Source organism: Streptococcus oralis ATCC 49296 (assembly GCF_000185265.1).
Lineage (GTDB): Bacteria > Bacillota > Bacilli > Lactobacillales > Streptococcaceae > Streptococcus > Streptococcus oralis_BC.
This window is the reverse complement of record NZ_GL622183.1, coordinates 1491987-1513572: the sequence shown is the minus strand read 5'-3', so window position 1 is coordinate 1513572 and position 21586 is coordinate 1491987. Positions and strand designations below refer to the sequence as shown.

17 protein-coding genes are annotated in these 21586 nt (G+C 41.1%); 8 read left to right on the top strand and 9 right to left on the bottom strand.

The genetic code is table 11. The annotated features are described in order from the left end of the window. Positions 1 to 109 precede the first annotated feature (109 nt). The 6 genes from HMPREF8578_RS09530 (at position 110) to HMPREF8578_RS09505 (ending at position 6831) form a co-directional block, all read left to right on the top strand. Complete coding sequence (locus tag HMPREF8578_RS09530) at positions 110 to 1078, top strand: thiamine pyrophosphate-dependent dehydrogenase E1 component subunit alpha (RefSeq protein ID WP_000105354.1); 969 nt, start codon at positions 110 to 112, stop codon at positions 1076 to 1078. 16 nt (positions 1079 to 1094) lie between these two features. Beyond that, a complete protein-coding gene (locus HMPREF8578_RS09525) occupies positions 1095 to 2087 on the top strand; it encodes an alpha-ketoacid dehydrogenase subunit beta (RefSeq protein WP_000448714.1) in 993 nt (330 codons plus the stop codon). A 108-nt stretch (positions 2088 to 2195) separates the two neighbouring features. Beyond that, a complete protein-coding gene (locus HMPREF8578_RS09520) occupies positions 2196 to 3239 on the top strand; it encodes a dihydrolipoamide acetyltransferase (protein WP_000752729.1) in 1044 nt (347 codons plus the stop codon). Between the two features lie 44 nt (positions 3240 to 3283). After that, positions 3284 to 4987 (top strand): dihydrolipoyl dehydrogenase, encoded by a 1704-nt coding sequence (lpdA, locus tag HMPREF8578_RS09515; RefSeq protein WP_001162900.1) that lies wholly within the window; start codon positions 3284 to 3286, stop codon positions 4985 to 4987. 195 nt (positions 4988 to 5182) lie between these two features. Next, on the top strand, positions 5183 to 6172 hold the full coding sequence (locus HMPREF8578_RS09510; protein ID WP_000873975.1) for a lipoate--protein ligase: 990 nt from the start codon (positions 5183 to 5185) through the stop codon (positions 6170 to 6172). 77 nt (positions 6173 to 6249) lie between these two features. Next, positions 6250 to 6831 carry a hypothetical protein gene (locus HMPREF8578_RS09505; RefSeq protein WP_000787301.1) on the top strand — a complete coding sequence of 194 codons (582 nt, stop codon included), beginning with the start codon at positions 6250 to 6252 and terminating at the stop codon, positions 6829 to 6831. Between the two features lie 80 nt (positions 6832 to 6911). On the opposite strand, the gene xerS is transcribed toward HMPREF8578_RS09505, so the two are convergent. From xerS to ylqF, 6 genes are all read right to left on the bottom strand, one after another. Next, positions 6912 to 7982: a tyrosine recombinase XerS gene (gene xerS, locus HMPREF8578_RS09500; RefSeq protein WP_000817853.1), complete on the bottom strand. Its 1071-nt coding sequence runs from the start codon at positions 7980 to 7982 to the stop codon at positions 6912 to 6914. A gap of 179 nt (positions 7983 to 8161) precedes the next feature. Further along, the gene (locus HMPREF8578_RS09495; protein WP_000697141.1) at positions 8162 to 8599 is read right to left on the bottom strand and encodes a MepB family protein; all 438 of its coding nucleotides are present in this window, start codon (positions 8597 to 8599) and stop codon (positions 8162 to 8164) included. A gap of 65 nt (positions 8600 to 8664) precedes the next feature. After that, the gene (locus HMPREF8578_RS09490) at positions 8665 to 9405 is read right to left on the bottom strand and encodes a CPBP family intramembrane glutamic endopeptidase (RefSeq protein WP_000827851.1); all 741 of its coding nucleotides are present in this window, start codon (positions 9403 to 9405) and stop codon (positions 8665 to 8667) included. Between the two features lie 52 nt (positions 9406 to 9457). Then, positions 9458 to 11008, bottom strand: coding sequence for a ClC family H(+)/Cl(-) exchange transporter (locus tag HMPREF8578_RS09485; RefSeq protein ID WP_000392575.1), 1551 nt, complete (start codon positions 11006 to 11008; stop codon positions 9458 to 9460). A gap of 12 nt (positions 11009 to 11020) precedes the next feature. Further along, positions 11021 to 11800 (bottom strand): ribonuclease HII, encoded by a 780-nt coding sequence (locus HMPREF8578_RS09480; protein ID WP_000207518.1) that lies wholly within the window; start codon positions 11798 to 11800, stop codon positions 11021 to 11023. Then, a complete protein-coding gene (gene ylqF, locus HMPREF8578_RS09475; protein WP_000201309.1) occupies positions 11787 to 12638 on the bottom strand; it encodes a ribosome biogenesis GTPase YlqF in 852 nt (283 codons plus the stop codon). The genes HMPREF8578_RS09480 and ylqF overlap by 14 nt, the downstream gene beginning before the upstream one ends. A 215-nt stretch (positions 12639 to 12853) precedes the next feature. Here ylqF and mazE point away from each other — a divergent pair, with 215 nt between their 5' ends. After that, a complete protein-coding gene (gene mazE, locus HMPREF8578_RS09470) occupies positions 12854 to 13069 on the top strand; it encodes a type II toxin-antitoxin system PemI/MazE family antitoxin (protein ID WP_001098933.1) in 216 nt (71 codons plus the stop codon). Then, a complete protein-coding gene (locus HMPREF8578_RS09465; protein ID WP_000560800.1) occupies positions 13053 to 13409 on the top strand; it encodes a type II toxin-antitoxin system PemK/MazF family toxin in 357 nt (118 codons plus the stop codon). The genes mazE and HMPREF8578_RS09465 overlap by 17 nt, the downstream gene beginning before the upstream one ends. A gap of 33 nt (positions 13410 to 13442) precedes the next feature. Here HMPREF8578_RS09465 and HMPREF8578_RS09460 read toward each other — a convergent pair whose 3' ends face one another. From HMPREF8578_RS09460 to rexB, 3 genes are read right to left on the bottom strand one after another with little or no spacing between them, the layout of a single operon-like run. Continuing rightward, positions 13443 to 14621 (bottom strand): hypothetical protein, encoded by a 1179-nt coding sequence (locus tag HMPREF8578_RS09460; RefSeq protein ID WP_000174749.1) that lies wholly within the window; start codon positions 14619 to 14621, stop codon positions 13443 to 13445. Positions 14622 to 14638: 17 nt separating this feature from the next. Next, positions 14639 to 18292: a helicase-exonuclease AddAB subunit AddA gene (addA, locus tag HMPREF8578_RS09455; protein WP_000802722.1), complete on the bottom strand. Its 3654-nt coding sequence runs from the start codon at positions 18290 to 18292 to the stop codon at positions 14639 to 14641. After that, the gene (gene rexB, locus HMPREF8578_RS09450) at positions 18289 to 21564 is read right to left on the bottom strand and encodes an ATP-dependent nuclease subunit B (protein WP_000772323.1); all 3276 of its coding nucleotides are present in this window, start codon (positions 21562 to 21564) and stop codon (positions 18289 to 18291) included. Before rexB ends, addA begins: the two co-directional genes overlap by 4 nt. Positions 21565 to 21586: the final 22 nt, after the last annotated feature.

The window sequence follows — 21586 nt, the reverse complement described above, 5'->3', positions numbered from 1 at the left end:
CAGGGATTTATTTTTTTATATTGTGAAATTTTAATAGCCATATACTTTGACAGTGTATACTAAAAAAGGTAAAATAGTAAGGTAAGTACAAAGTTAGAAAGGCAAGATTATGTCAACTTTAGATAAGAATCTTTTGCTAGAGATGTTCCGTAAGATGGAAGAAATCCGTCGCATGGACTTAAAAATTGCTCAGTTAGTGAAAAAGGGGAAAGTTCCCGGTATGACTCACTTTTCTGTCGGAGAGGAAGCTGCTAACGTCGGAGCGATGCTGGCTCTTAATCCAGATGATCTGATTACCTCAAATCACCGTGGACACGGGCAAGCTATTGCTAAGGGGATTGACCTCAATGGAATGATGGCTGAAATCCTCGGGAAATACACTGGAACCTGTAAAGGAAAAGGTGGTTCTATGCATATAGCTGACCTGGATGCTGGTAACCTTGGTGCCAATGGTATTGTAGGTGGTGGTATGGGAATCGCTGTCGGTGCAGCCCTCAGTCAGCAAATGCAACATACTGGAAAAATCGTCGTTTGCTTCTTTGGAGATGGCGCGACCAACGAAGGTGTTTTCCACGAAGCAGTGAACATGGCTTCTATCTGGAACCTGCCAGTCATTTTCTACTGCATTAACAACGGTTATGGGATCTCTGCGGATATCAAGAAAATGACCAATGTAGAGCACATCCATCAACGTAGTGCTGCTTACGGAATTCCTGGAATGTTTATCGAAGATGGAAACAATGTCATCGATGTCTATGAAGGATTTAAGAAAGCTGTAGATCATGTTCGTGGTGGCAATGGCCCAGTCTTGATCGAAAGTGTAACCTATCGCTGGCTTGGTCACTCATCATCTGACCCTGGTAAATATCGTACGCGTGAAGAAGTGGAATTGTGGAAACAAAAAGACCCAATCGAAAACCTTCGCAAATACCTCATTGAAAACAATATTGCAAGTGCAGAAGAATTGGAAGAAATTCAAGCACAAGTCAAGGAAGCAGTAGAAGCTTCTGTTAAATTTGCAGAAGAAAGCCCATTCCCACCACTAGAATCAGCATTTGAAGATATTTACGCAGACTAAGGAGAAAGAGATAAAAATGGAAACAAAAACAATGTCGTTCCGTGACACCATTATCCTTGCTATGTCTGAGGAAATGCGTCGCGATGAAAATGTATTCTTGATGGGAGAAGACGTCGGTGTCTTCGGAGGAGACTTCGGAACTTCTGTTGGAATGCTCGAAGAATTTGGTCCAGAACGTGTCCGTGACTGTCCGATTTCTGAAGCTGCCATCTCTGGAGCAGCAGCAGGAGCAGCCATGACAGGACTTCGTCCAATCGTCGATATGACCTTCATGGACTTCTCGGTTATTGCCATGGACAATATCGTCAACCAAGCTGCTAAAACACGTTATATGTTTGGTGGTAAAGGTCAGGTTCCAATGACTGTCCGTTGTGCAGCTGGTAATGGAGTTGGTTCTGCGGCTCAGCACTCGCAATCACTAGAGTCTTGGTTCACTCACATTCCAGGACTTAAGGTTGTAGCTCCAGGTACACCTGCGGATATGAAAGGACTGCTCAAGTCTTCTATACGTGATAACAACCCTGTTATCATCCTTGAATACAAGTCAGAATTTAACCAAAAAGGGGAAGTGCCAGTTGATCCAGACTACACAATCCCACTTGGAGTTGGTGAAATCAAACGTGAAGGTACAGATGTAACAGTCGTTACTTATGGTAAAATGCTTCGTCGTGTGGTTCAAGCTGCTGAAGAATTAGCAGAAGAGGGAATTTCAGTTGAAATTGTGGACCCACGTACCCTCGTTCCACTTGATAAGGATATCATCATTAACTCAGTGAAGAAGACTGGTAAGGTGGTGCTTGTCAACGATGCTCACAAAACAAGTGGCTATATCGGAGAGATTTCAGCTATTATTTCAGAATCAGAAGCATTTGATTATCTAGACGCACCAATCCGCCGTTGCGCCGGAGAAGATGTGCCAATGCCTTACGCACAAAATTTAGAGAATGCAATGATTCCAACAGTGGAAAGCATCAAAGATGCCATCCGTAAGACATATAACAAAGAATAATACATAATATAAGTTATGTAAATAAAATAAAAAAGACGAGAAACTTTGTATCTTTTAGGTGCAGAACTCTTTTCGTCCTTAATATCTTAGTATAGAATTGGAGAGGTCATGGCTGATGACAAGCTAAGAGCGACTCCTGCGGCTAGAAAGTTAGCGAATGATCTAGGGATCAACCTCTACGACGTTTCTGGCTCAGGTGCAAACGGTCGTGTCCACAAAGAAGACGTGGAAACTTATAAAGACACAAACGTGGTTCGCATTTCGCCACTTGCAAAACGAATTGCCCTCGAACATAACATTGCTTGGCAGGAAATCCAAGGAACGGGTCACCGTGGTAAGATCATGAAGAAGGACGTTTTGGCCTTGCTTCCTGAAAATATCGAAAACGATACTATCAAGTCTCCTGCTCAGATTGAAAAAGTGGAAGAAGTTCCAGACAATATCACTCCTTACGGTGAGATTGAGCGTATTCCAATGACACCAATGCGTAAGGTTATCGCGCAACGTATGGTTGAATCCTACCTAACTGCGCCAACCTTCACACTCAACTATGATGTCGATATGTCAGAAATGTTGGCTCTTCGTAAGAAGGTTCTTGATCCGATTATGGAAGCAACTGGTAAGAAGACTACTGTAACAGACCTTCTTTCACTCGCTGTTGTGAAAACATTGATGAAACACCCATACATCAACGCTTCATTGACAGAAGACGGCAAGACCATTATCACTCATAACTATGTCAACCTTGCGATGGCGGTTGGTATGGATAATGGATTGATGACACCAGTTGTTTACAATGCTGAAAAAATGAGCTTGTCAGAGTTAGTAGTAGCCTTTAAAGACGTGATTGGTCGTACCTTGGATGGTAAATTGGCTCCAAGCGAACTGCAAAATTCAACCTTCACAATTAGTAACTTGGGAATGTTTGGTGTTCAGTCCTTTGGTCCGATTATTAACCAACCAAACTCAGCAATCCTCGGGGTTAGCTCAACAGTAGAGAAACCTGTTGTTGTCAATGGTGAGATTGTTATTCGTCCTATCATGAGCCTTGGTTTAACTATTGACCACCGTGTTGTAGATGGTATGGCTGGTGCTAAGTTTATGAAAGACTTGAAAGCCTTAATTGAGAACCCAATCTCAATGTTGGTTTAAGTTAGCTATTGTTATTTTAGAGTTTTAGATAAAGGAAGTAAGACATGGCCTTAGAAGTAATTATGCCAAAAGCCGGCGTGGATATGACAGAAGGACAAATCGTCCAATGGAATAAGAAAGTCGGAGAATTTGTAAAAGAAGGAGAAATCCTTTTGGAAATCATGACTGACAAAGTCAGCATGGAATTGGAAGCCGAAGAAGATGGATACTTGATTGCCATCCTCAAAGGAGATGGTGAAACTGTCCCTGTAACGGAAGTCATCGGTTACCTTGGTGAAGAAGGAGAAAACATCCCAACAGCTGGTGCTGTAGCGCCAGAAGCTAGCCAGGCGCCTGCAGCTAGTGCCTCAAACGACGACGGTAAGAGTGATGACGCCTTTGATATCGTTGTGATTGGTGGGGGTCCTGCTGGATATGTAGCGGCCATTAAAGCTGCTCAACTTGGTGGGAAGGTTGCCCTTGTTGAAAAATCTGAACTCGGTGGAACTTGCTTGAACCGCGGCTGTATCCCAACTAAGACCTACCTTCACAATGCTGAAATCATCGAAAACATCGGTCATGCAGCAAATCGTGGTATCGTCATCGAAAATCCAAACTTCACTGTTGATATGGATAAACTTTTAGAAACTAAATCTAAAGTTGTCAATACCTTGGTAGGTGGTGTTGCGGGTCTTCTTCGTAGTTACGGAGTTACTGTTCATAAGGGTGTTGGTACTATTACTAAAGATAAGAATGTCTTGGTTAATGGTTCAGAGTTACTTGAAACCAAGAAAATCATCCTTGCCGGTGGTTCAAAAGTCAGCAAGATTAACGTCCCTGGTATGGAATCTCCACTTGTGATGACCAGCGATGATATTCTTGAAATGAACGAAGTGCCAGAAAGCCTCGTAATCATCGGTGGTGGGGTTGTCGGTATCGAACTCGGCCAAGCCTTCATGACATTTGGTTCAAAAGTGACTGTTATCGAAATGATGGATCGTATCGTTCCAGCTATGGATGCGGAAGTGTCTAAGAACCTTCGCTTGATCCTTGAACGTAAAGGAATGACCATCTTGACAGGTACTAAACTGCAAGAAATCATCGAGGAAAATGGTCAACTTCGTATTAAAGTTGAAGGAAAAGACGATATCATTGCAAGCAAAGCGCTCCTTTCAATCGGTCGTGTGCCAGACCTTGAAGGAATTGGCGATGTTGAGTTTGAATTGGATCGTGGTCGTATCAAGGTCAACGAATACATGGAAACTTCTGTTTCAGGAATTTACGCACCAGGTGACATCAATGGTACTAAGATGTTGGCGCACGCAGCCTTCCGCATGGGTGAAGTTGCCGCTGAAAATGCCCTCAAAGGAAATCATGCTGTTGCCAAATTGAACTTGACTCCTGCAGCCATCTATACTCTCCCTGAAGTAGCAGCAGTAGGTTTGACTGAAGAACAAGCACGTGAGAAATACGATGTTGCAATCGGTAAATTCAACTTTGCTGCCAACGGTCGTGCCATTGCATCGGATGCTGCTCAAGGTTTCGTAAAAGTCATTGCAGATAAGAAATACGGGGAAATCCTTGGTGTGCACATCATTGGTCCTGCAGCCGCAGAATTGATTAACGAGGCATCAAGCATTATCGAAATGGAAATCACTGTTGAGGAAATGCTGAAGACCATCCACGGACACCCAACCTACTCTGAAGTGATGTACGAAGCATTTGCGGATGTTCTAGGAATGGCTATCCATTCACCTAAGAAAAAATAAATAAGATTTTCAACTAAATTTTCTTAAAGTAGTACGGACGGCAGCGACCTCTATTAGAGTTCCATGCCTAAAAATTGAGCCTCTTGTCTCAATTTTTCCGAGAAATGTAACGATAACACGTTACATTTCTTTTTACCACTTTAGAAAATTTGATTGCTATGAACAGAATTTAAAAACTAAATTTTTGGAAATACTATGAAATACATTATCAATCATTCAAACGACACTGCTTTTAATATCGCCTTGGAAGAATATGCCTTTAAACACCTTTTGGATGAGGATCAAATCTTCCTACTTTGGATTAACAAACCTTCTATCATTGTTGGTCGTCACCAGAATACTATCGAAGAAATCAACCGTGATTATGTCCGTGCAAATGGCATTGAGGTAGTCCGCCGTATCAGTGGTGGTGGAGCTGTTTATCACGATCTGAACAATCTCAACTACACCATCATTTCAAAAGAAGATGAAAACAAGGCCTTTGACTTTAAGAGTTTTTCAACTCCAGTTATCAATACCTTGGCTCAACTCGGTGTTAAAGCTGAGTTTACAGGCCGTAATGACCTTGAGATTGAAGGTAAGAAATTCTGTGGCAATGCCCAAGCCTATATCAATGGGCGTATCATGCACCACGGTTGCTTGCTCTTTGACGTTGATTTGTCAGTCCTTGCTAACGCCCTCAAGGTTTCAAAAGATAAATTTGAATCAAAAGGTGTGAAATCTGTCCGTGCCCGTGTAACCAATATTGTCAATGAATTACCAGAAAAAATCACAGTTGAAGAATTCCGTGATTTACTATTGGAATACATGAAAAAAGAGTACCCAGAGATGACTGAATACGTTTTTTCTGAGGAAGAATTGGCTGAAATCAATCGCATCAAGGATACAAAGTTTGGTACTTGGGACTGGAACTACGGCAAATCACCTGAGTTTAACGTCCGTCGTGGAACAAAATTCACTAGTGGTAAGGTAGAAGTCTTTGCCAATGTTCTTGAATCAAAAATCCAAGACATCAAAATTTATGGTGACTTCTTTGGTATCGAGGACGTTGCTGCAGTAGAAGATGTCCTCCGTGACGTGAAATACGAACGCGAAGATGTTCTTAAGGCCTTAGAAACTATTGATATTACACGCTACTTTGCTGGTATTAGCCGTGAAGAAATCGCTGAAGCAGTAGTGGGGTAAGGAAAAAGAATCCATTTATGATGGATTCTTTTATTAGGGTTAAACTTAATAATCATGCTGATTAGATTATAATAGAGATGAAAAATGAAAATGAAGAAATTTATCAAACTGAAAGTTTAAATATAAGCATCACACAAGAACATTATGATATGAAATACAAAGAGCTTCAGCCTTTAGGATACCAGGCTGTTCAAATACCTTTAGGAATGGCTTTAGATAATGTAATCCAGCAAGCCTATTTCCAAAATCTTATAATTGGCGGTCTACTGCCCGATGAAATCAAAGTAAGCAAAGAGGACTTAATGCCTTTGAAAGATATTGTTGATAGTTTTTGTATTATGTATGCTGCAGCAAATAACCGACTGGAAAATAGTAAGGCTTATGAATTTATGAAAAATAAGACAGTGTTCTTTATTGGTAAACTGTTAACTGACGATCTTAAAAATGGTGACGAAATTTCGTATATGGGAATCGAAAGAGAATCATCTGATGGAACTTCTTATGAAGCAGTAAAATGTTTTCTAACTAAAGAGAGTGCTGAGCAGTACAATGATTCAAAAAAACCTGTAAGCTCAGCAAATCTAGCCTATCTGCAAGCCTTTTGGGGTAAACCAGTAATTATAGAGCCTCACCGTAATTACTGGATTGAGTTTAAATAACAAAAAAACGAAAGATCAATTCCTTTTATCTTTCGTTTTTTTAACGATAGTTGATTTACATAATTTATAATATGTAACACTTATAAACTATCCAAAGCATTCTTTTGTTCATCATTGACGATATGGGTATAGAGATCAGTGACTTGTGTGCTGGCATGTCCTAATTGGTGACTGACTAAAACTTGAGATTTAGTTGCATCATAGAGCCTAGTTGCTAAGGTATGGCGTAGTTTATGGGGTGTTACACGAACTTTGAAGTCCTCAGAGTACTTTGCGACCATTTTTTCAACACTGGAAGCATCAATCCGATTAGGAACACCTCGGTAGAGTGTCAGAAAGAGCGCTGTATCTGTCTTTTCCGTCTTATAGCGTTGATTCCGAATGGCTAGATAATTCTCTAGATAAGGTTTTGCAAAGGCCGCGACATTGACCGAGTCGCGTTTGCCACCTTTTCGAGTGACATCAATAACCATCATTTTGAGATTGAGGTCTCTTAGATCCAGATTAACAGCTTCAGATAAGCGAACACCAGATGCCAAGAGAAGGGCAATAATTGCTAAATCACGTTCCTTATTTTTATTGAATGACGACAGAGCACGATTTGAGAGCTGTTGTGGATACTCTTGGTCGATATAAGTTAGAAAACCTTCAGTTTCATCACCTAAAAAAAGTTTTTGCTTGATGTTTTCAGCTCTAGCAGCAAGTGTTTCTTTCTTTTTCTTGGTTGAAACTTTCTTCATTACATTGCGATAGAAATAGGGTTCTCCTTGATCATTTTCAACTTCCTCGGTTAGATATTTGTAAAGACTGGAAAGTGCTGATAAAGTTCGATTGATGGTTGTCTGTGAAACGCCTTGTTTGGTTGTATTGGCATTCAGCAAAGGTCGTTCTCGTAGGTATAGGATAAAGGATTCCATGTCTTTTTTAGACATATTTTCCAGGACTGATAAAGGAATGTCAGACATTTTATCAGCATCTGAAATACCAGACTCCAAAACCCAGCTGAAAAATCGATCGTATTCCTTGAGGTATTCGTACAAGGTTGTAAAACTGTAGGGCACAGCAAGCTTAGATTGGTAGTATTCCAGAACATACCAGGGCATGATTTGTTTTAGTTTGTCGATTCGTTCTAGTAAAATCTCACGTTTCATGATTTTCTCCCTAAATTAGTCTACTAGTAGTATAGCATAGACTTATATATTTTTCAAGAAAATTATAGTTTTTCGGAAAGATGTTATAAGTGTTTGATGGATTCTAGAAAAAAAAAAAAGACCTGGTTCCACAATCATAAGAAACAGGTCTTTTGTGTGTATGTAATCCGGCAATATGTTTATACTTTAATTTCTCTAAAATATTGCAATTGCCATTTTTGTGTTGCTCGAGCTGTTGTATTTAAATTTGAGCACCAAGGAGGATAAAATCGCATAGACATTTTTCCATTGCTATCTTTTGTCGACAGAATGTTTTTACGAATAGCCACCTCGTTTGGAATAATGAATAGTCCTCTCTTATCATTATCAATGATAACGATTATAAGTTCATTTCCTAAGTCCTCATTGGTATAAGGAATGTTCTTGTTGTTTTGGTCTTTTTTCCAAAAAACTGTAAAATATCCTTCTTTTATTGGTGTTCTTTTTGCCAAGCGGCATCTTTTATACCCTTGCTCTTCCTTTATATTGATAAGAATACCTTCGTATTTTTCATTGTATTTTTCTTCAATGAAATCAAAATCACCATAAAAATTATATAAAACATCGAGTATTTTCATTATGATGTATGTCCTCCTTAGCAAATAACTTTTCCAAAGAATAATACTGTTTCCAACAAAATCAGCTACCGACTATGCACATCTTTTTTATGTACTACCATATAGCAGGATACCAAGATGATGAAGATTCTAATCAGGTAGGTTTCGTATCGAACAGTGTCTATGGTTAGATGAGACAAGACGTTAATGATCGAATGTGTCATAACGCAAATCCAGAGATTCTTTGTTTTGTTATAAAGAGCTGAGAGTATGAAAGAATTCGTCAGCAATCCAAATAAAAATGGTAGAATTTGCAGAGTTGCTAGGGAACCATCTATGCAAAAGAACAACAGATGCCAAAGTGCCCAGCTGAAAAAGGTTAGGATTGTTGAGTGAAAATACGGTAGCTTTTCTTGTAAAATTGGTTGAAAAACATATCGCCATCCAATCTCTTCTATACCGCCAAAGACAATAAATTTGAAGAACATCAAAAATGGGAGATACCAGCTAAATTCTATTATTTTCCCACCAAACATTAGAAAAGAAAAATCAAGGATAATAAGGAAAAAAGATAATAAATAGTGTTTATAACTGGTATGAATGTTAAAAAAATCGTTTACAATCTTCTTAAAATGAATATGAAAATAGTGATTTGCAACAATGATTCCCCAAAGAGCTGAAGAAATGCCACCTAGAAAGATTCCTAAAATAGATAATAGATTGGACTGAACAGAAAAATGATTCAAGAGAAAGAAAAGAAGACAAACTGATACTATTTGGCTAAATGTGCCTATCAAATATACCGCAATTGCCTTATTTCTTTTCATAGAGAATCCTTTCAATGATTTTTTACGTAAAATAAATTATGTAAAATAAAGCTTACAACAACAAATCTTTGACTTTTCCAATTTCACTTTTTGGAATCACCAGGTGAATCATATCACCCAGATACATTCTAGTTGAGCCGTTAACGGTTTGACTTTTGCCATTATGGACTTGGGTGGTGATGAGTACGTTATGTGGTAAATTGAGCTCGTGAACCTGTTTTCCAGCGATTTTATCTGATACAGGAATTTCAATGAGGGTGACTTCTCCTTCGTCTGTCGCTTCTTCTGGTAGCATTTTTTCTAGCATGGCCTCATAGACTGGCGCCCCCTTGAGCAGATCCATGACGATGTAGGCTACTAAGGTCACTAAGCCCAGTGGCATGAGGTTGCGAATATCTCCAACCATCTCAGTTACGAGGATCATGGCGGTTAAGGGAGCCTTGGATATTGCTCCAAAGTAGCCACTCATTCCAAGAATAACAAATATAGGAAATTGCTCCTGACTGACAAGTCCAAGATTCACACAAATGACACCAACTAGGGCACCAAGCAAGGAACCAAGCGCCAAAATTGGTAGGAAAATTCCTCCTGGAAGACCACTTCCATAGCTAATCATGCTCCAAACAAAACGGATCAAAAAGTAAGCTAATAGAACTTGGAAACTAAAATTTTGCTCAGTTAAGGAAAGAACGAGCTGATTTCCACCACCAAGGATTTGTGGTAAGAAGATGCCGACTGGTATGATAAGGATAAAGGCTAGGATTGGATAATAAGCTTTATCCAAATGGATTTTTTGACCAATCCAGTCATAAATTCGACCAACATTGAGTACAGCTTTCTCATAGAGAAAACCAGAAAGCCCGAGAAAAACTCCCATAAGGAGGTAAATCCAATACTGGTCTAGGGTCATGAGAGGAATGTTGTCTGGCATATCCAGTACGGGTGTTAGGCCAAATATGAGCAGAGAAACAAAGTTTGCTACGAGACTGGCTGCTAGAGTTGAGACCCAGAAAAAGCGGGAAAAATGGTGATAGACTTCCTCTACAACAAAGAGGAGACCTGCAATTGGTGCATTAAAGGCAGCGGCTAAACCTGCAGCAGCTCCACTGGCAATCAGGGAGCGTTCCTCTACTGGGCTAGATTTGAGCCACTTGGCGATGCCTTTACCACCAACTGCTCCAAGTTGAATACTTGGCCCTTCACGCCCTAGCATGAGCCCACTGGCAATAGCAAGAATCCCTAATACATATTTCTTCCAGAGAACACTCCACCAGTTAAGAGTCATCAGTCCCTTTAGTTCGGCTTCGACTTGAGGAATTCCTGAACCCTTGATATCTTTTTCTGACCGAGTTAGTTTCGCACTAAGCCAGCAAACGATTAAATAAAATAGACCAATGATAAAAAGATTGCGCACTAGGTGCGCTTGATCTTGATAGAGTCCTTGTATCAGATGGAAACCCTTTTCGATTAAGAAACGAAAGGATCCGACGATTAGCCCTACGACAAGACCAACAATAATTCCTCGTCCAACTTGGGATAATATGGTGCTTGAGGCAAAGGCAAATTCTTTCTTGGAACTGAGTGTTTCTGACTGTTCCTCCATAATCATTTCCTCTTACTTGTCTTTCTTAGTTGAAACCAGTGTTTTGACTGGTTCAAAACTGGTTCGGTGAATTGGGGTGACACCTAATTTTTCCAGTTCTTCTAGGTGTTTAGCTGTTCCATAGCCTGCATTAGCTGTAAAATCATAGCCGGGATATTGGTTGTCATATTCCTTCATCAATTCATCCCGTGTCACCTTGGCTACTATAGATGCAGCTGCGATGGAGAGGGAGTTGGCATCTCCTTTGATGATTGCTGTTTGGGAAATCGACAAATCCAGTTTCATGGCATCTATCAAGAGGTGATCAGGTTGCGGATTGAGCTGGGAGATTGCTTCTTTCATGGCTAGTTTGGTTGCTTCATAGATATTGACTTGGTCAATGACTTGATTATCCATGATTCCAATGCCGATTGCTAAGGCTTGGTCTTGAACAGCATGATAAATTTCCAGATGTTTCTTTTTGGGGATTTTTTTACTATCGTTGAGGCCTTTAATCTTACAATTTTTAGGTAAAATAACAGCTGCAGCGACTACGGGTCCAGCCAGAGGACCACGGCCGACCTCATCAACACCTGCAATTAGGGTCAATCCTTGCTTATACAGTTCTTTTTCATAGGAAAGCATAGTTTCCAAACGAAGGTCTTCATCCAGTTCAGCCTGAATGGCTTTTTTACGCTTGTTGATTTCCTTTTGAACTCCAGAACGAGGATCTTTTTCGAATTCTAGAAAAAGAGGATTGTCTAATTCTTTGACAGTAGCCAGAAGTTCTTTGATTTCTTTAATCGTTGTCATCAATGTCGTCCAATGTATCTAAGGTATAGTTACCGAGTTTTCCATCACGGACTTCCTTGACGAAGAGGCTGTAAAAGCGGTCGTAGTCGTCTCGGAAACCAAGGGCACGTGTCATATCCATGATGATAACAGGTGCTTCTTCTTCTATCTTCATTTGTTTGAAGCGTTCAGCTAGCTTATCTGGATAATGTTTTTTGAAATAATTGAGACCAAAAATGGTCACTTCATCCATTGGGAGTAGTTGATCTTTAATTGCTCCAGTCAAGGCTAGTTTTAGAGCGACAGTTTCATCTTCGAACTTAGGCCAGAGAATTCCTGGTGTATCCAAGATTTCCAGATCTTTATTGGTTTTGAGCCACTGTTGCCCCTTGGTAACACCTGGTTTATTGCCGACAACTGCAATCTTTTTCCCAGCCAAACGGTTCATGAGAGTTGACTTGCCGGCATTTGGAATTCCGATAATCATGGTCCGCAAAGTTTCGATCTTGATACCACGTTCTTTCTGGCGTGCAATCTTATCAGCCATGAGCTTTTTAGCAGCATCAGTAACAACTTTTACAGTTACTTGCTCTTTGGAGTTGATAGCCAGAGTTTGGATTCCCTGTGATTCAAAATACTGACGCCATTCTTTGGTCATTGCGGGGTCAGCAAGATCTGCCTTATTCAAAATCAAAAGCTTTGGTTTATCACCCACAATCTTGGTTAACATAGGATTTTGACTAGATAAAGGTAGCCGAGCATCCACCAAAATCGTCACAAAATCAACAAACTTTAAATTCTCCTGAACTTGCCGCCGAGCCTTAGACATGTGACCCGGAAACCATTGAATAGTAGCCATAATATTTTCCCCTTCCGACTAAAAAAAACGTAGTAAAAACGTTTTCTTTCTTACTACCTATTCTATCATAAATGAGGAACTTTTGCACAGGCTTTGACCACAATAAATGATAAATAGTATAGGTACGAAACATCCTTGATGCCAGTCACGATTTACTTGACTTTTTTTGCTAACAGGTATATACTTAGTGTATACTAATTCGTGGAGGTAGAGCGATGAATACAGTAAAGACTCGGAAGGTAGGGAATTCTATCACTGTGACTATTCCTAAAAATTTGGGGATGACAGAAGGTCAAGAAATGGTTGTCTACAAAGGGATTGACGGAGTCATTGTCTTAGCTCCAAAACTGAAAGATCCTTTTGATGGGATTACTGATTTGAGAATGACAAATGATTTTGAAGGGGTAAGGTCACTTGATAGCGAAATCTGACTATATTCCTGAAAAGCAAGATATCATTTGGCTGGACTTTGATCCATCAGTCGGTCGAGAAATCCAGAAACGGCGACCTGCCTTGGTCGTTTCTAGGAGAGAATATGCCTTGCAAACTGGTTTTGTGGCTGTCTGTCCTATCACTCACGGCCAACGTCGTTTGGCAGAAAAAGGCTTGCTCGTTCCTGTCTCGTCGGACAAGGTAGATGGCGCTGTCAATCCATTTCAACTGTATACCTTTGATTTTCGGATGCGTAATGCTCAAAAAATAACAAGAATGGACACGCAGTGTTTTCAGAAAGTCGTCCAACTTTACCAGTACATATTTGGTGATACTTAAATCCTACCATGCATAGACAAGGTAGGATTTTTTCTATATGAGTAACCTATCTAAAAACGGATGAAGACAATTGAGGAGAATCCCTCTAATCCAGCTTTCTTGTGCAGATGATAGATGTTCTGCCTGAAGGCATTCTTTTAGAAAATCGCGGACTTGTTCTGGTGCAATTTCAAACTCAAAGGCTTTCATCTTGTAGAAAAAATCGATGAGATGCTCAGATAAGTAATCATCTGAAAAGGAGACTTCTCTACTTTTTCGAAATTCTAATAAGAGTCGAGAAAATCTAGCTTTTTCATCAGGTAAATCCCGAAAATAAGAATTAAGAAGCCAAGTCTGCTTCTGCTTTCGTTCAATCGGATCTTGATTTGCAATCCGCTGATCCTTTTCCAGCTCTTTCTGGTTTTGTTTAGCCTTGATAGCCCGTTCTTCTCTATTCTTACCAAAGAGGATTTTCTCCCATATTCGTTCTTCTTGGGTCAAGGTTTCTGTAAAGCCGAAGTAATCTTGATAGGCTCGTTCTGCAGGCCCCATAGCAAGAATGAGGTTGTCAGCGTATTGCTTGGCGATTTTATCTCTTTTCTTGCGTTCTTTCTCTGCCTGAATCCGTAAATGCTGCTCGTAGTCGATTTTCTCCTTGCCTAGTTTGACAAGGTAGAGTTGGTCATCTGTCTTACCAAGTAAAAAAGGTTTGATACACTTTTCTAGCACTTCTTCCATACGAGCCTTCTTCTTTGGCTCTGCCTTGGTCCAACTTCCGCCTTGAAAGACCTCTAGGAAGAGCTGATAGTCTCTCTCAGGCGCAAAATGATTGCCACGATTGGCTTTGAAAACACCTTTCTCCCAAAACCATTTTAGAAGTCGTTCGTCAAAATCGCTTTTATTAACCTTGATTTTTTCCTTTTTCTGAGCCTTTCTGGTTAGGTTTTCAACTTTTCTGAGTAGTTTTTCTTCCTCTTCTAGTTGCCGATCGAGGCTAATACGATGAAAATGGCGAACACAGTCGCTTCCTATAGGGAAGAGACGTTGGCCTGTAACTCCGTTAAAGAGTTCGTAGGCGTATTTTATGGCGTTCCCGCAGACACAATTACTACGGCCAATGCCATTAAAAATCAAGGAAACTTCATTCCATTCCTTAGTGGCTTGATCCCAAGTATCAGCTTTTGAAGCTTGTAAAACTGCATCATGAAGGGATTTTCTAACTGGAAGTGTCATGAGGTCTCCTTTCTAGGTTATACTTTTACAACTTGAACCTCGTCTTTGCCGAGCAAAATCAAGTATTTTTCAATGTTTTCAATCGAATAGGCTCTAGATAAAGCCTCTCCGTATAGGGCTAACTGACCACGATAGCGGTCTATGAGTTGAATTGGTTGATCGTAACGGTCTGTCTTATAGTCGAAAAGAATAATTCTGTCCTCATAAAGTAGATAGCCGTCCAAGATCCCACGAACAACAAAGTCTTCCTGACTTTTTTGATCTTTTTTAAGCATGGAGAAAGGTTGCTCGCGGTAGAGATGGTCGGTATTAGCGAGAATCTCCTGACCAAGTGGTGTGTCAAAGAAAGCTAGGATTTTAGAAAGATTGATCTTATCTCTGACACCTGGGCTGGTTTGAACTTGTTTGAGAGTTTCTGTCAGGCTAGCAAGCGTTGGTCGCTGGCTGAGGTCAATTCTCTGCATGAGTTCGTGAGTGGCACTACCAATCTCAGCTCCTGTTACCTTTTCTTTAGTTGAAAAATCTGGTAAATCAAAGCTGATTTTCTTCTCTGGTGATTTGGTTTGGTTCGTAATTTCTACCCCTTCCATATCCATAACGGGTTCGTAGAATTTCTTGATTTGGCTTGGGGTTTGAACACTTGGTAGTTCAATGGCTGCACGGTGAAGAGTATTATAAACTTCCACCTCTTTCAGCATTTCCAGAGCTTCTTTGATAGTCTCTGACTGACGGTTGCTTGATTGAGAGCTATCTTGTAGAGGACTCCTGTTTTCCAACTCCCCGATAGCTTCTCTAGTCAACTGGTCTTCACCAACAAAACGATAGATAAAGTTGAGATTGTCCTTGGCAAATACTTTACTGATAGCCCAGATCCAATCTTGAAAATTTCTTGCTTGCAGTCTGGTATTGCTATCTAATTTTCCATTGTTTACTGCTGGGTATTCCTTGGCTTCTAGCTTTTCACGAGAGCCCTTACCGACAAGATAGAGCTTTTTCTCAGCTCTCGTCATGGCAACATACAGCAGACGCATCTGCTCTGAATAGCTAGCCAGTTGCAGTTCTTTCTCATTCTGCGTATAGGTCAAGCTAGGAATGGAAAGTTTAATGGTTTTAGGATAGTGTGCTTCCACTGCTTCTGTATCTACCTTGGCAATGTATTTGACACCAAGCCCATTTTGACGACTGAGAATAACTTCTGACATCGAGTCTTGCTTGTTGAAGTCCTGATCCATATTGAGGATAAAGACATAAGGAAACTCCAGTCCTTTGCTCTTGTGAATGGTCATGAGTTCCACGGCATCTTTAGGTGGAGCGACAGCTACGCTTGCGAGATCGTGCTGGGCTTCTAGAACTTGGTCAATCATACGTATAAAACGCGACAAGCCCTTAAAATTACTCTTTTCAAACTGGTCAGCTCGTAGAGCTAGGGCATAGAGATTAGCCTGTCTAGCAGGTCCGTTTGGCAAGGCTCCAACATAATCATAGTAAAAACGATCGTTGTATATCTTCCAAATCAAGTCATAGAGAGAGTGTGTTTTGGCATACAAGCGCCAAGAATCCAAGATGTCCATGAACTGACTTAGTTTTTCAGCTAGAGCTGTATGAATCAAGTTTTTCTGACTTGTTGCCAGTTTTTGAGCATTGACCAGTTTCTCATAGAGATTTTCTTGGACCTTATCTTCTACTTTCTGAAGGGATAAGCGTGCCAACTCGTCCTCATCAAAACCAAACATAGGAGACTTCATCAGAGCTACCAAGGCATAGTCTTGCAGGGGATTGTGAATGACACGCAGGGTGTCCAGCATAACTTGTACTTCTAGGGATTGAAGATAATTGTTTTGCTCACCGTCGGTTTTAACTGGAATTCCGTACTCAGATAAGGCAAGTAGAATCTGGTCGTTTCGACTGCGACTGGAGGTCAAAAGGGCTATTTCTTTAAAGGCAACACCTTTTTCCTGATGAAGCTTCAGGATTTCCTTGATGACTAGGCGCATTTCTCCTGTGAGTTTTGTTTCTGTTTGGCTCTCTTCCTCCTCTTGTCCGCTGTCGTCCTTATCGTAGAGGAGAAATTCTGCCTTGTTGTCTGGATTAGGAGTCAGTTTGGTATTGGCAAAAACAAGCTGGTGCATGCTGTCATAGTTGATCTCTCCGACTTCTTGGTCCATAAGGCGTGCAAAAGCATCATTGGTTGCTGACAGCACTTCTGAACTACTACGGAAATTTTCCTTGAGGAGAATCAACTTGCCTTCTTGAGGATTTTGCGCATAGCGTTGGAATTTTTCATTGAAAATTTGGGGATCTGCCTGACGGAAACGGTAGATAGACTGCTTGATATCCCCCACCATAAAGCGATTGTGACCATTCGACAGCAATTCCAGCATCCGTTCTTGAATGTGGTTGGTATCCTGATACTCATCGACCATAACTTCGTGGAATCGTTCCTGATAAGCCTCGCGGACTTGTGGGAAATTCTCTAAAATCTCAATGGTGTAATGACTGATATCAGCAAATTCAAAGGCATTTTCCTGGCGTTTACGTTTTCGATAAGCCTCCACAAAATCACTCATAAAGGTTTGGAAGATTTTAGCTAGATCCCAGGTATCTTCATGATAACGTTCTTGATAGTCGAGAATCGTTATCTGGTCCGCCAGTTGTCCTAGTTTAGCAAACTGGGCCTTTCTCTCATCGTTATAGGCATCAGCCAGTGGCTTCAAATCGGCCTTACGACTAGAATTAGCCAAAGCTCGACCATTTTTCTCCTTCGAAATGGCAACAACACGCGCAAGCACTGCTTGATAAGCCTGACTATCGGACTCTTGATTTAAGGAGCTAATTTCATCCAAAACCTGTTGAACAGCTTCTAAATAGGCAGCTTTGGGAAACTCCTTGGCATCGTTATCCAGATGATAACGGAAGAAACTTTCCAAGTCCCAAAGCGCCTGCTTGATTTGCTCGGTCAGTTTGTCTTTTTCAATTGCAAAGTCAGCTTCTTCAAACCCTTTGAGAAAAGAGTCGCTCAGCCATTTTTGGGGGCTACTGGTGGATTGAAGAAAATCATAGATTTTGTAGACCTGCTGGCGCAGACCACGTTCATCCTTGCCACGCCCAGCAAAGTTCTTCACCAAACGGCTAAATTTCTCTTTATTCTCACCTTGGTAATGTTCTTCAAAAACCTGATGAAAAACTTCGTTCTTTAAGAGTAACTGTTCACTTTCATTTTGTAAAATACGGAAGTTCGGTGCAATATCAATCAGATAGCCATGTTTGCCAAGGAATTTTTGTGTGAAAGAGTCCATGGTTCCAATGGCAGCGTTTGGTAGATCTGCCAATTGACGTCCCAAGTGTTGTTTGAGATCGACATCATCGGTTTCTTGGATTTGTTGGCTGATTTTTTTCTCCAAGCGCTCTTTGAGTTCAGTAGCAGCCTTGACGGTAAAGGTCGAGATAAAGAGTTGGCTGATTTCCACGCCACGTGCTAATTGGTCCAGAATACGCTCTGCCATAACAAAGGTCTTCCCTGAACCAGCAGACGCTGAAACAAGGATATTTTGCCCTGCGGTATAAATGGCTTCGATTTGCTCGGCTGTTTTCTTTTGTTCCTTGTTCGAACTCGCTTCTGCTTCTTGCAATTTTTGAATCTCTTCCTCAGTTAAAAAGGAAATGGGCTTCATCGATTCAACTCCTCTCTCATTTTCTCAAACCAAGCTTGCTTGAGCTTTTCTCCAACCAGACGCTTGCCATCAGCTAAGTCCAACTTCTCTAGGAAACGTGCTTGTCCTAAGTGATAATTGGCTTCAAATCCAGTGATGGCTTGGTGTTGCTGAACGTACGGGGCAATACTTCTGCCATTCTCTGTGTATGGATTGATGGCAAACTGGCCTTGTAAAATCTTCTCAGCTGCCTTTTTGTACAGATGGGCATTGTAATCCAGTAAGAGCTGGAATTCCTCGTCTGTCAGCTGATTAGCCTTGTTTTTGTTATAAAACTCTCCCAAATGACTACTTTCTTTTTCTAAAAAGAGACCTTGGTATTTCATAGACTTGCTAACTTCTGCTACTGCTCCTGCCAGACTTTTAACAGCTAATAAAGATTGGACAGGTTCAGCCATTTCTAGGTACATAGCTCCGAAAAAGTTCTGCTCTCCTTCTCCCTTAAGAGCAGCAAGATAGGTTGGCAGCTGGGAATTAAGGCCATTAAAGAAATTCGGAAACTGGAACTGAGTTAAACTAGACTTGTAGTCTACCACTCCTAACGCTCCATCAGCTTTCAGGCGGTCAATACGGTCAACCTTGCCTCGCACATGGACACTGCGACCATTATCCAATTGAATAAAGGCCTGATCTTTACCACCAAATGTTGCTTCCTCTTGGATGGTTTCAATGGCTGGATTATGCCGAAGAATGTGGCCCGTAGTTCGCGCGACATCAAGTAGAACTTCCTTGGTAAACTGGGCTTCCAAACTTTCCTGATAAATAGCTTCAAATTCGCGTTCTTGGCTGGTTTCCTTGATAGCTTGCTCCAGTCGTTGGTCAAACGGATTTTCAGCAGGCAGTTTCAAGGCACGTTCAAAAATACGGTGCAAGAAATTCCCATGACTGCGAGCATCTGGACGAAGGCGCAATTCTTCCTGCAAACCTAAGACATAACGGAGGAAATAACTGTATTCATTGCGGTAAAACTCCGTCAAACCAGAGGTAGATAAGTAAAACTCCTTGTTAGTTGGATAGAGAGCCTGCAAGGTCTCTTTCTCTAATGGCTTGCTACTTGGACTAGTTGGGAGTGCAGGATTTGTAAGACCTTTTTGATCTAGTTTTTTCCCCATGACACGAGCCAAAACCTTGACAAAGGTCACATCTTGCTCATTTTCACTAGAACCTGTCTGCTGATGGTAGGCAACCAGACTAGACAAAAGACTGTGATAAGACCCCATATCATCCTTAGACAGACTTTTTTGATGAATCTTCTTCTCTATCCGGCTAAATCCAAAACCCACCAGTTCCTGAAGATAGGCCGATTCCTTTCTCTCATTTTCATTAAGAAGACTTGGTGCTGACAACACCAACTGCTTACGAGCGGCGTTGACTAAAGAAAGCATGGTATAGCGATTTTTCTTGAGATTTTCGCTACTTGCAATCAGTAATTGCGCACCCTCTTCAGTCGCTTGATTTAGGCTTTGTCTTTCTTCATCTGTCAAAAGACTGGTATTTTGCGCGATTTTTGGTAAATGATCCTGAGTCAGCCCAATGGCGTAGACAAAGTCAGCAGTCAGAGGGGCAATCAGATCGTAACTTTGCACCAGAACGGTGTCCACTGTCGCTGGAATGGTGCGATACTGGGACAAACTCATCCCAGAATGGAGCAAGGCTAGGAAATCCTCTAGACTAACTTGTGAACCAGCAAAAACCGTCGCAAATTGTTCTAAAACATGACAGAACGCCTTCCAAACTTCGGCTTGTCTTTCCTGTTCAAGAGCTTCCATGGTAGCTATCAATTCTTGCATCTGCTTGCTTAAAGCAGCATTTTTTAGAAAAGTATTCCACTTTTGCAAGAGATTTTCAGCCTTTTGCTTCCGACTAGCAAATAAGGTTTCAAGTGGTGCCAAAACTCGCAGACGAAGAGAATTTAAACGCTCTAAATCAAATTTTCCATGGTGGGATTTGGTAAAGGTCTGCTGAAAAGATGGCAAGCCATTGATGCCAAGATAGCGGAGATATTGCTCAAAAGCATCAATATCCGCTTGGCTAAGGTCAGAATACAGACCTGTTCTGAGGAGATTAATCAAATCTTCCTGACGGAAACGGTAGCGTTTCAAACGCAAAATAGACTCCACATACTGGGTCAAGGGATGGTGAGCCATGGATTCGCTTCTACCAAGATAGAAAGGAATCTGGTACTGGTCAAAAATGGTTTTCAGTGATAACTGATAAGAAGCCACATCCCCTAAGAGAATGCGAAAATTCTTGTAACTCAGTTCTGGATGGTCATGTAATTTCTGACGAATGCTACGGGCTACTAATTCCAGCTCTTCTTTTTGCGTCAAACAAGACCAAACTTGCAGATTTTCACGATCTTTCTCATCGACATCTAAAGCGAGTTCTGAAAAATCATAAGAAGACTCCAGCAAACGAGATGCCTTGTCAAAACTATCTATTTTCTCATGAGTCTGAGAACGATCCTGAGCAGGTGTTTGGTATTTTGCCCCCAAATGATGAAGAAATTCCACACTGGCTTGGTAGAGATTCCCTTCAGAGAACGGACTGATATAGGCTTTCTTGCTTGCATAGGCCCCAATAACAATCTCGGCACTTTTTCGATGAAGTAGATCCACTACACGCTCTTCCTCGGCAGAAAAACGAGTAAATCCATCAATAACCAAGGCAATCTGACTGAAATCACTACTTACCTTATCATTCTCAATAGCCTCAATCAAATGGGATAACTGACTTCCCTGAGCCAACTGACCTTGATTGAGATAGGCTGTTACTTTCTCAAAAATCAAGAGTAAATCCGCTCGCTTATCCTCATCCGTCAAACTTTCTAAGTCCAAAAAGCTAATCTGAGCAGTCGTCATCTCATGATAAAGTTCAACCAACTGCTGGATAAATTGAGGATCCTGCTTAATTGCACCATAAACACGTAAGTCCTTGGGATCGAGTTCCGCAAGGCACTTATAAAAAGCCATCCCAAGCCCGATGTCATCTAGACTAGTTCTAGTCGGCAAATCATTCAAGACCAGGTAACGAGCCATTTGAGCAAAGCGCGTAACGGTAATCGCAAAAGAAGCCTGCTGGGACAAGCATTCCAGCACGGCGCGTTCCTTTTCAAATGAAAGAGAGTTGGGGGCGATGTAGAAAACCCGCTTGCCTGCAGCAACTAGCTCTTCTGCCTCTCTCGTTAAAATTTCAGTCAAAGAAGTCCGAATATCAGTATAAAGTAATTTCATCTCAGCCTCGTTTGGTTTATCA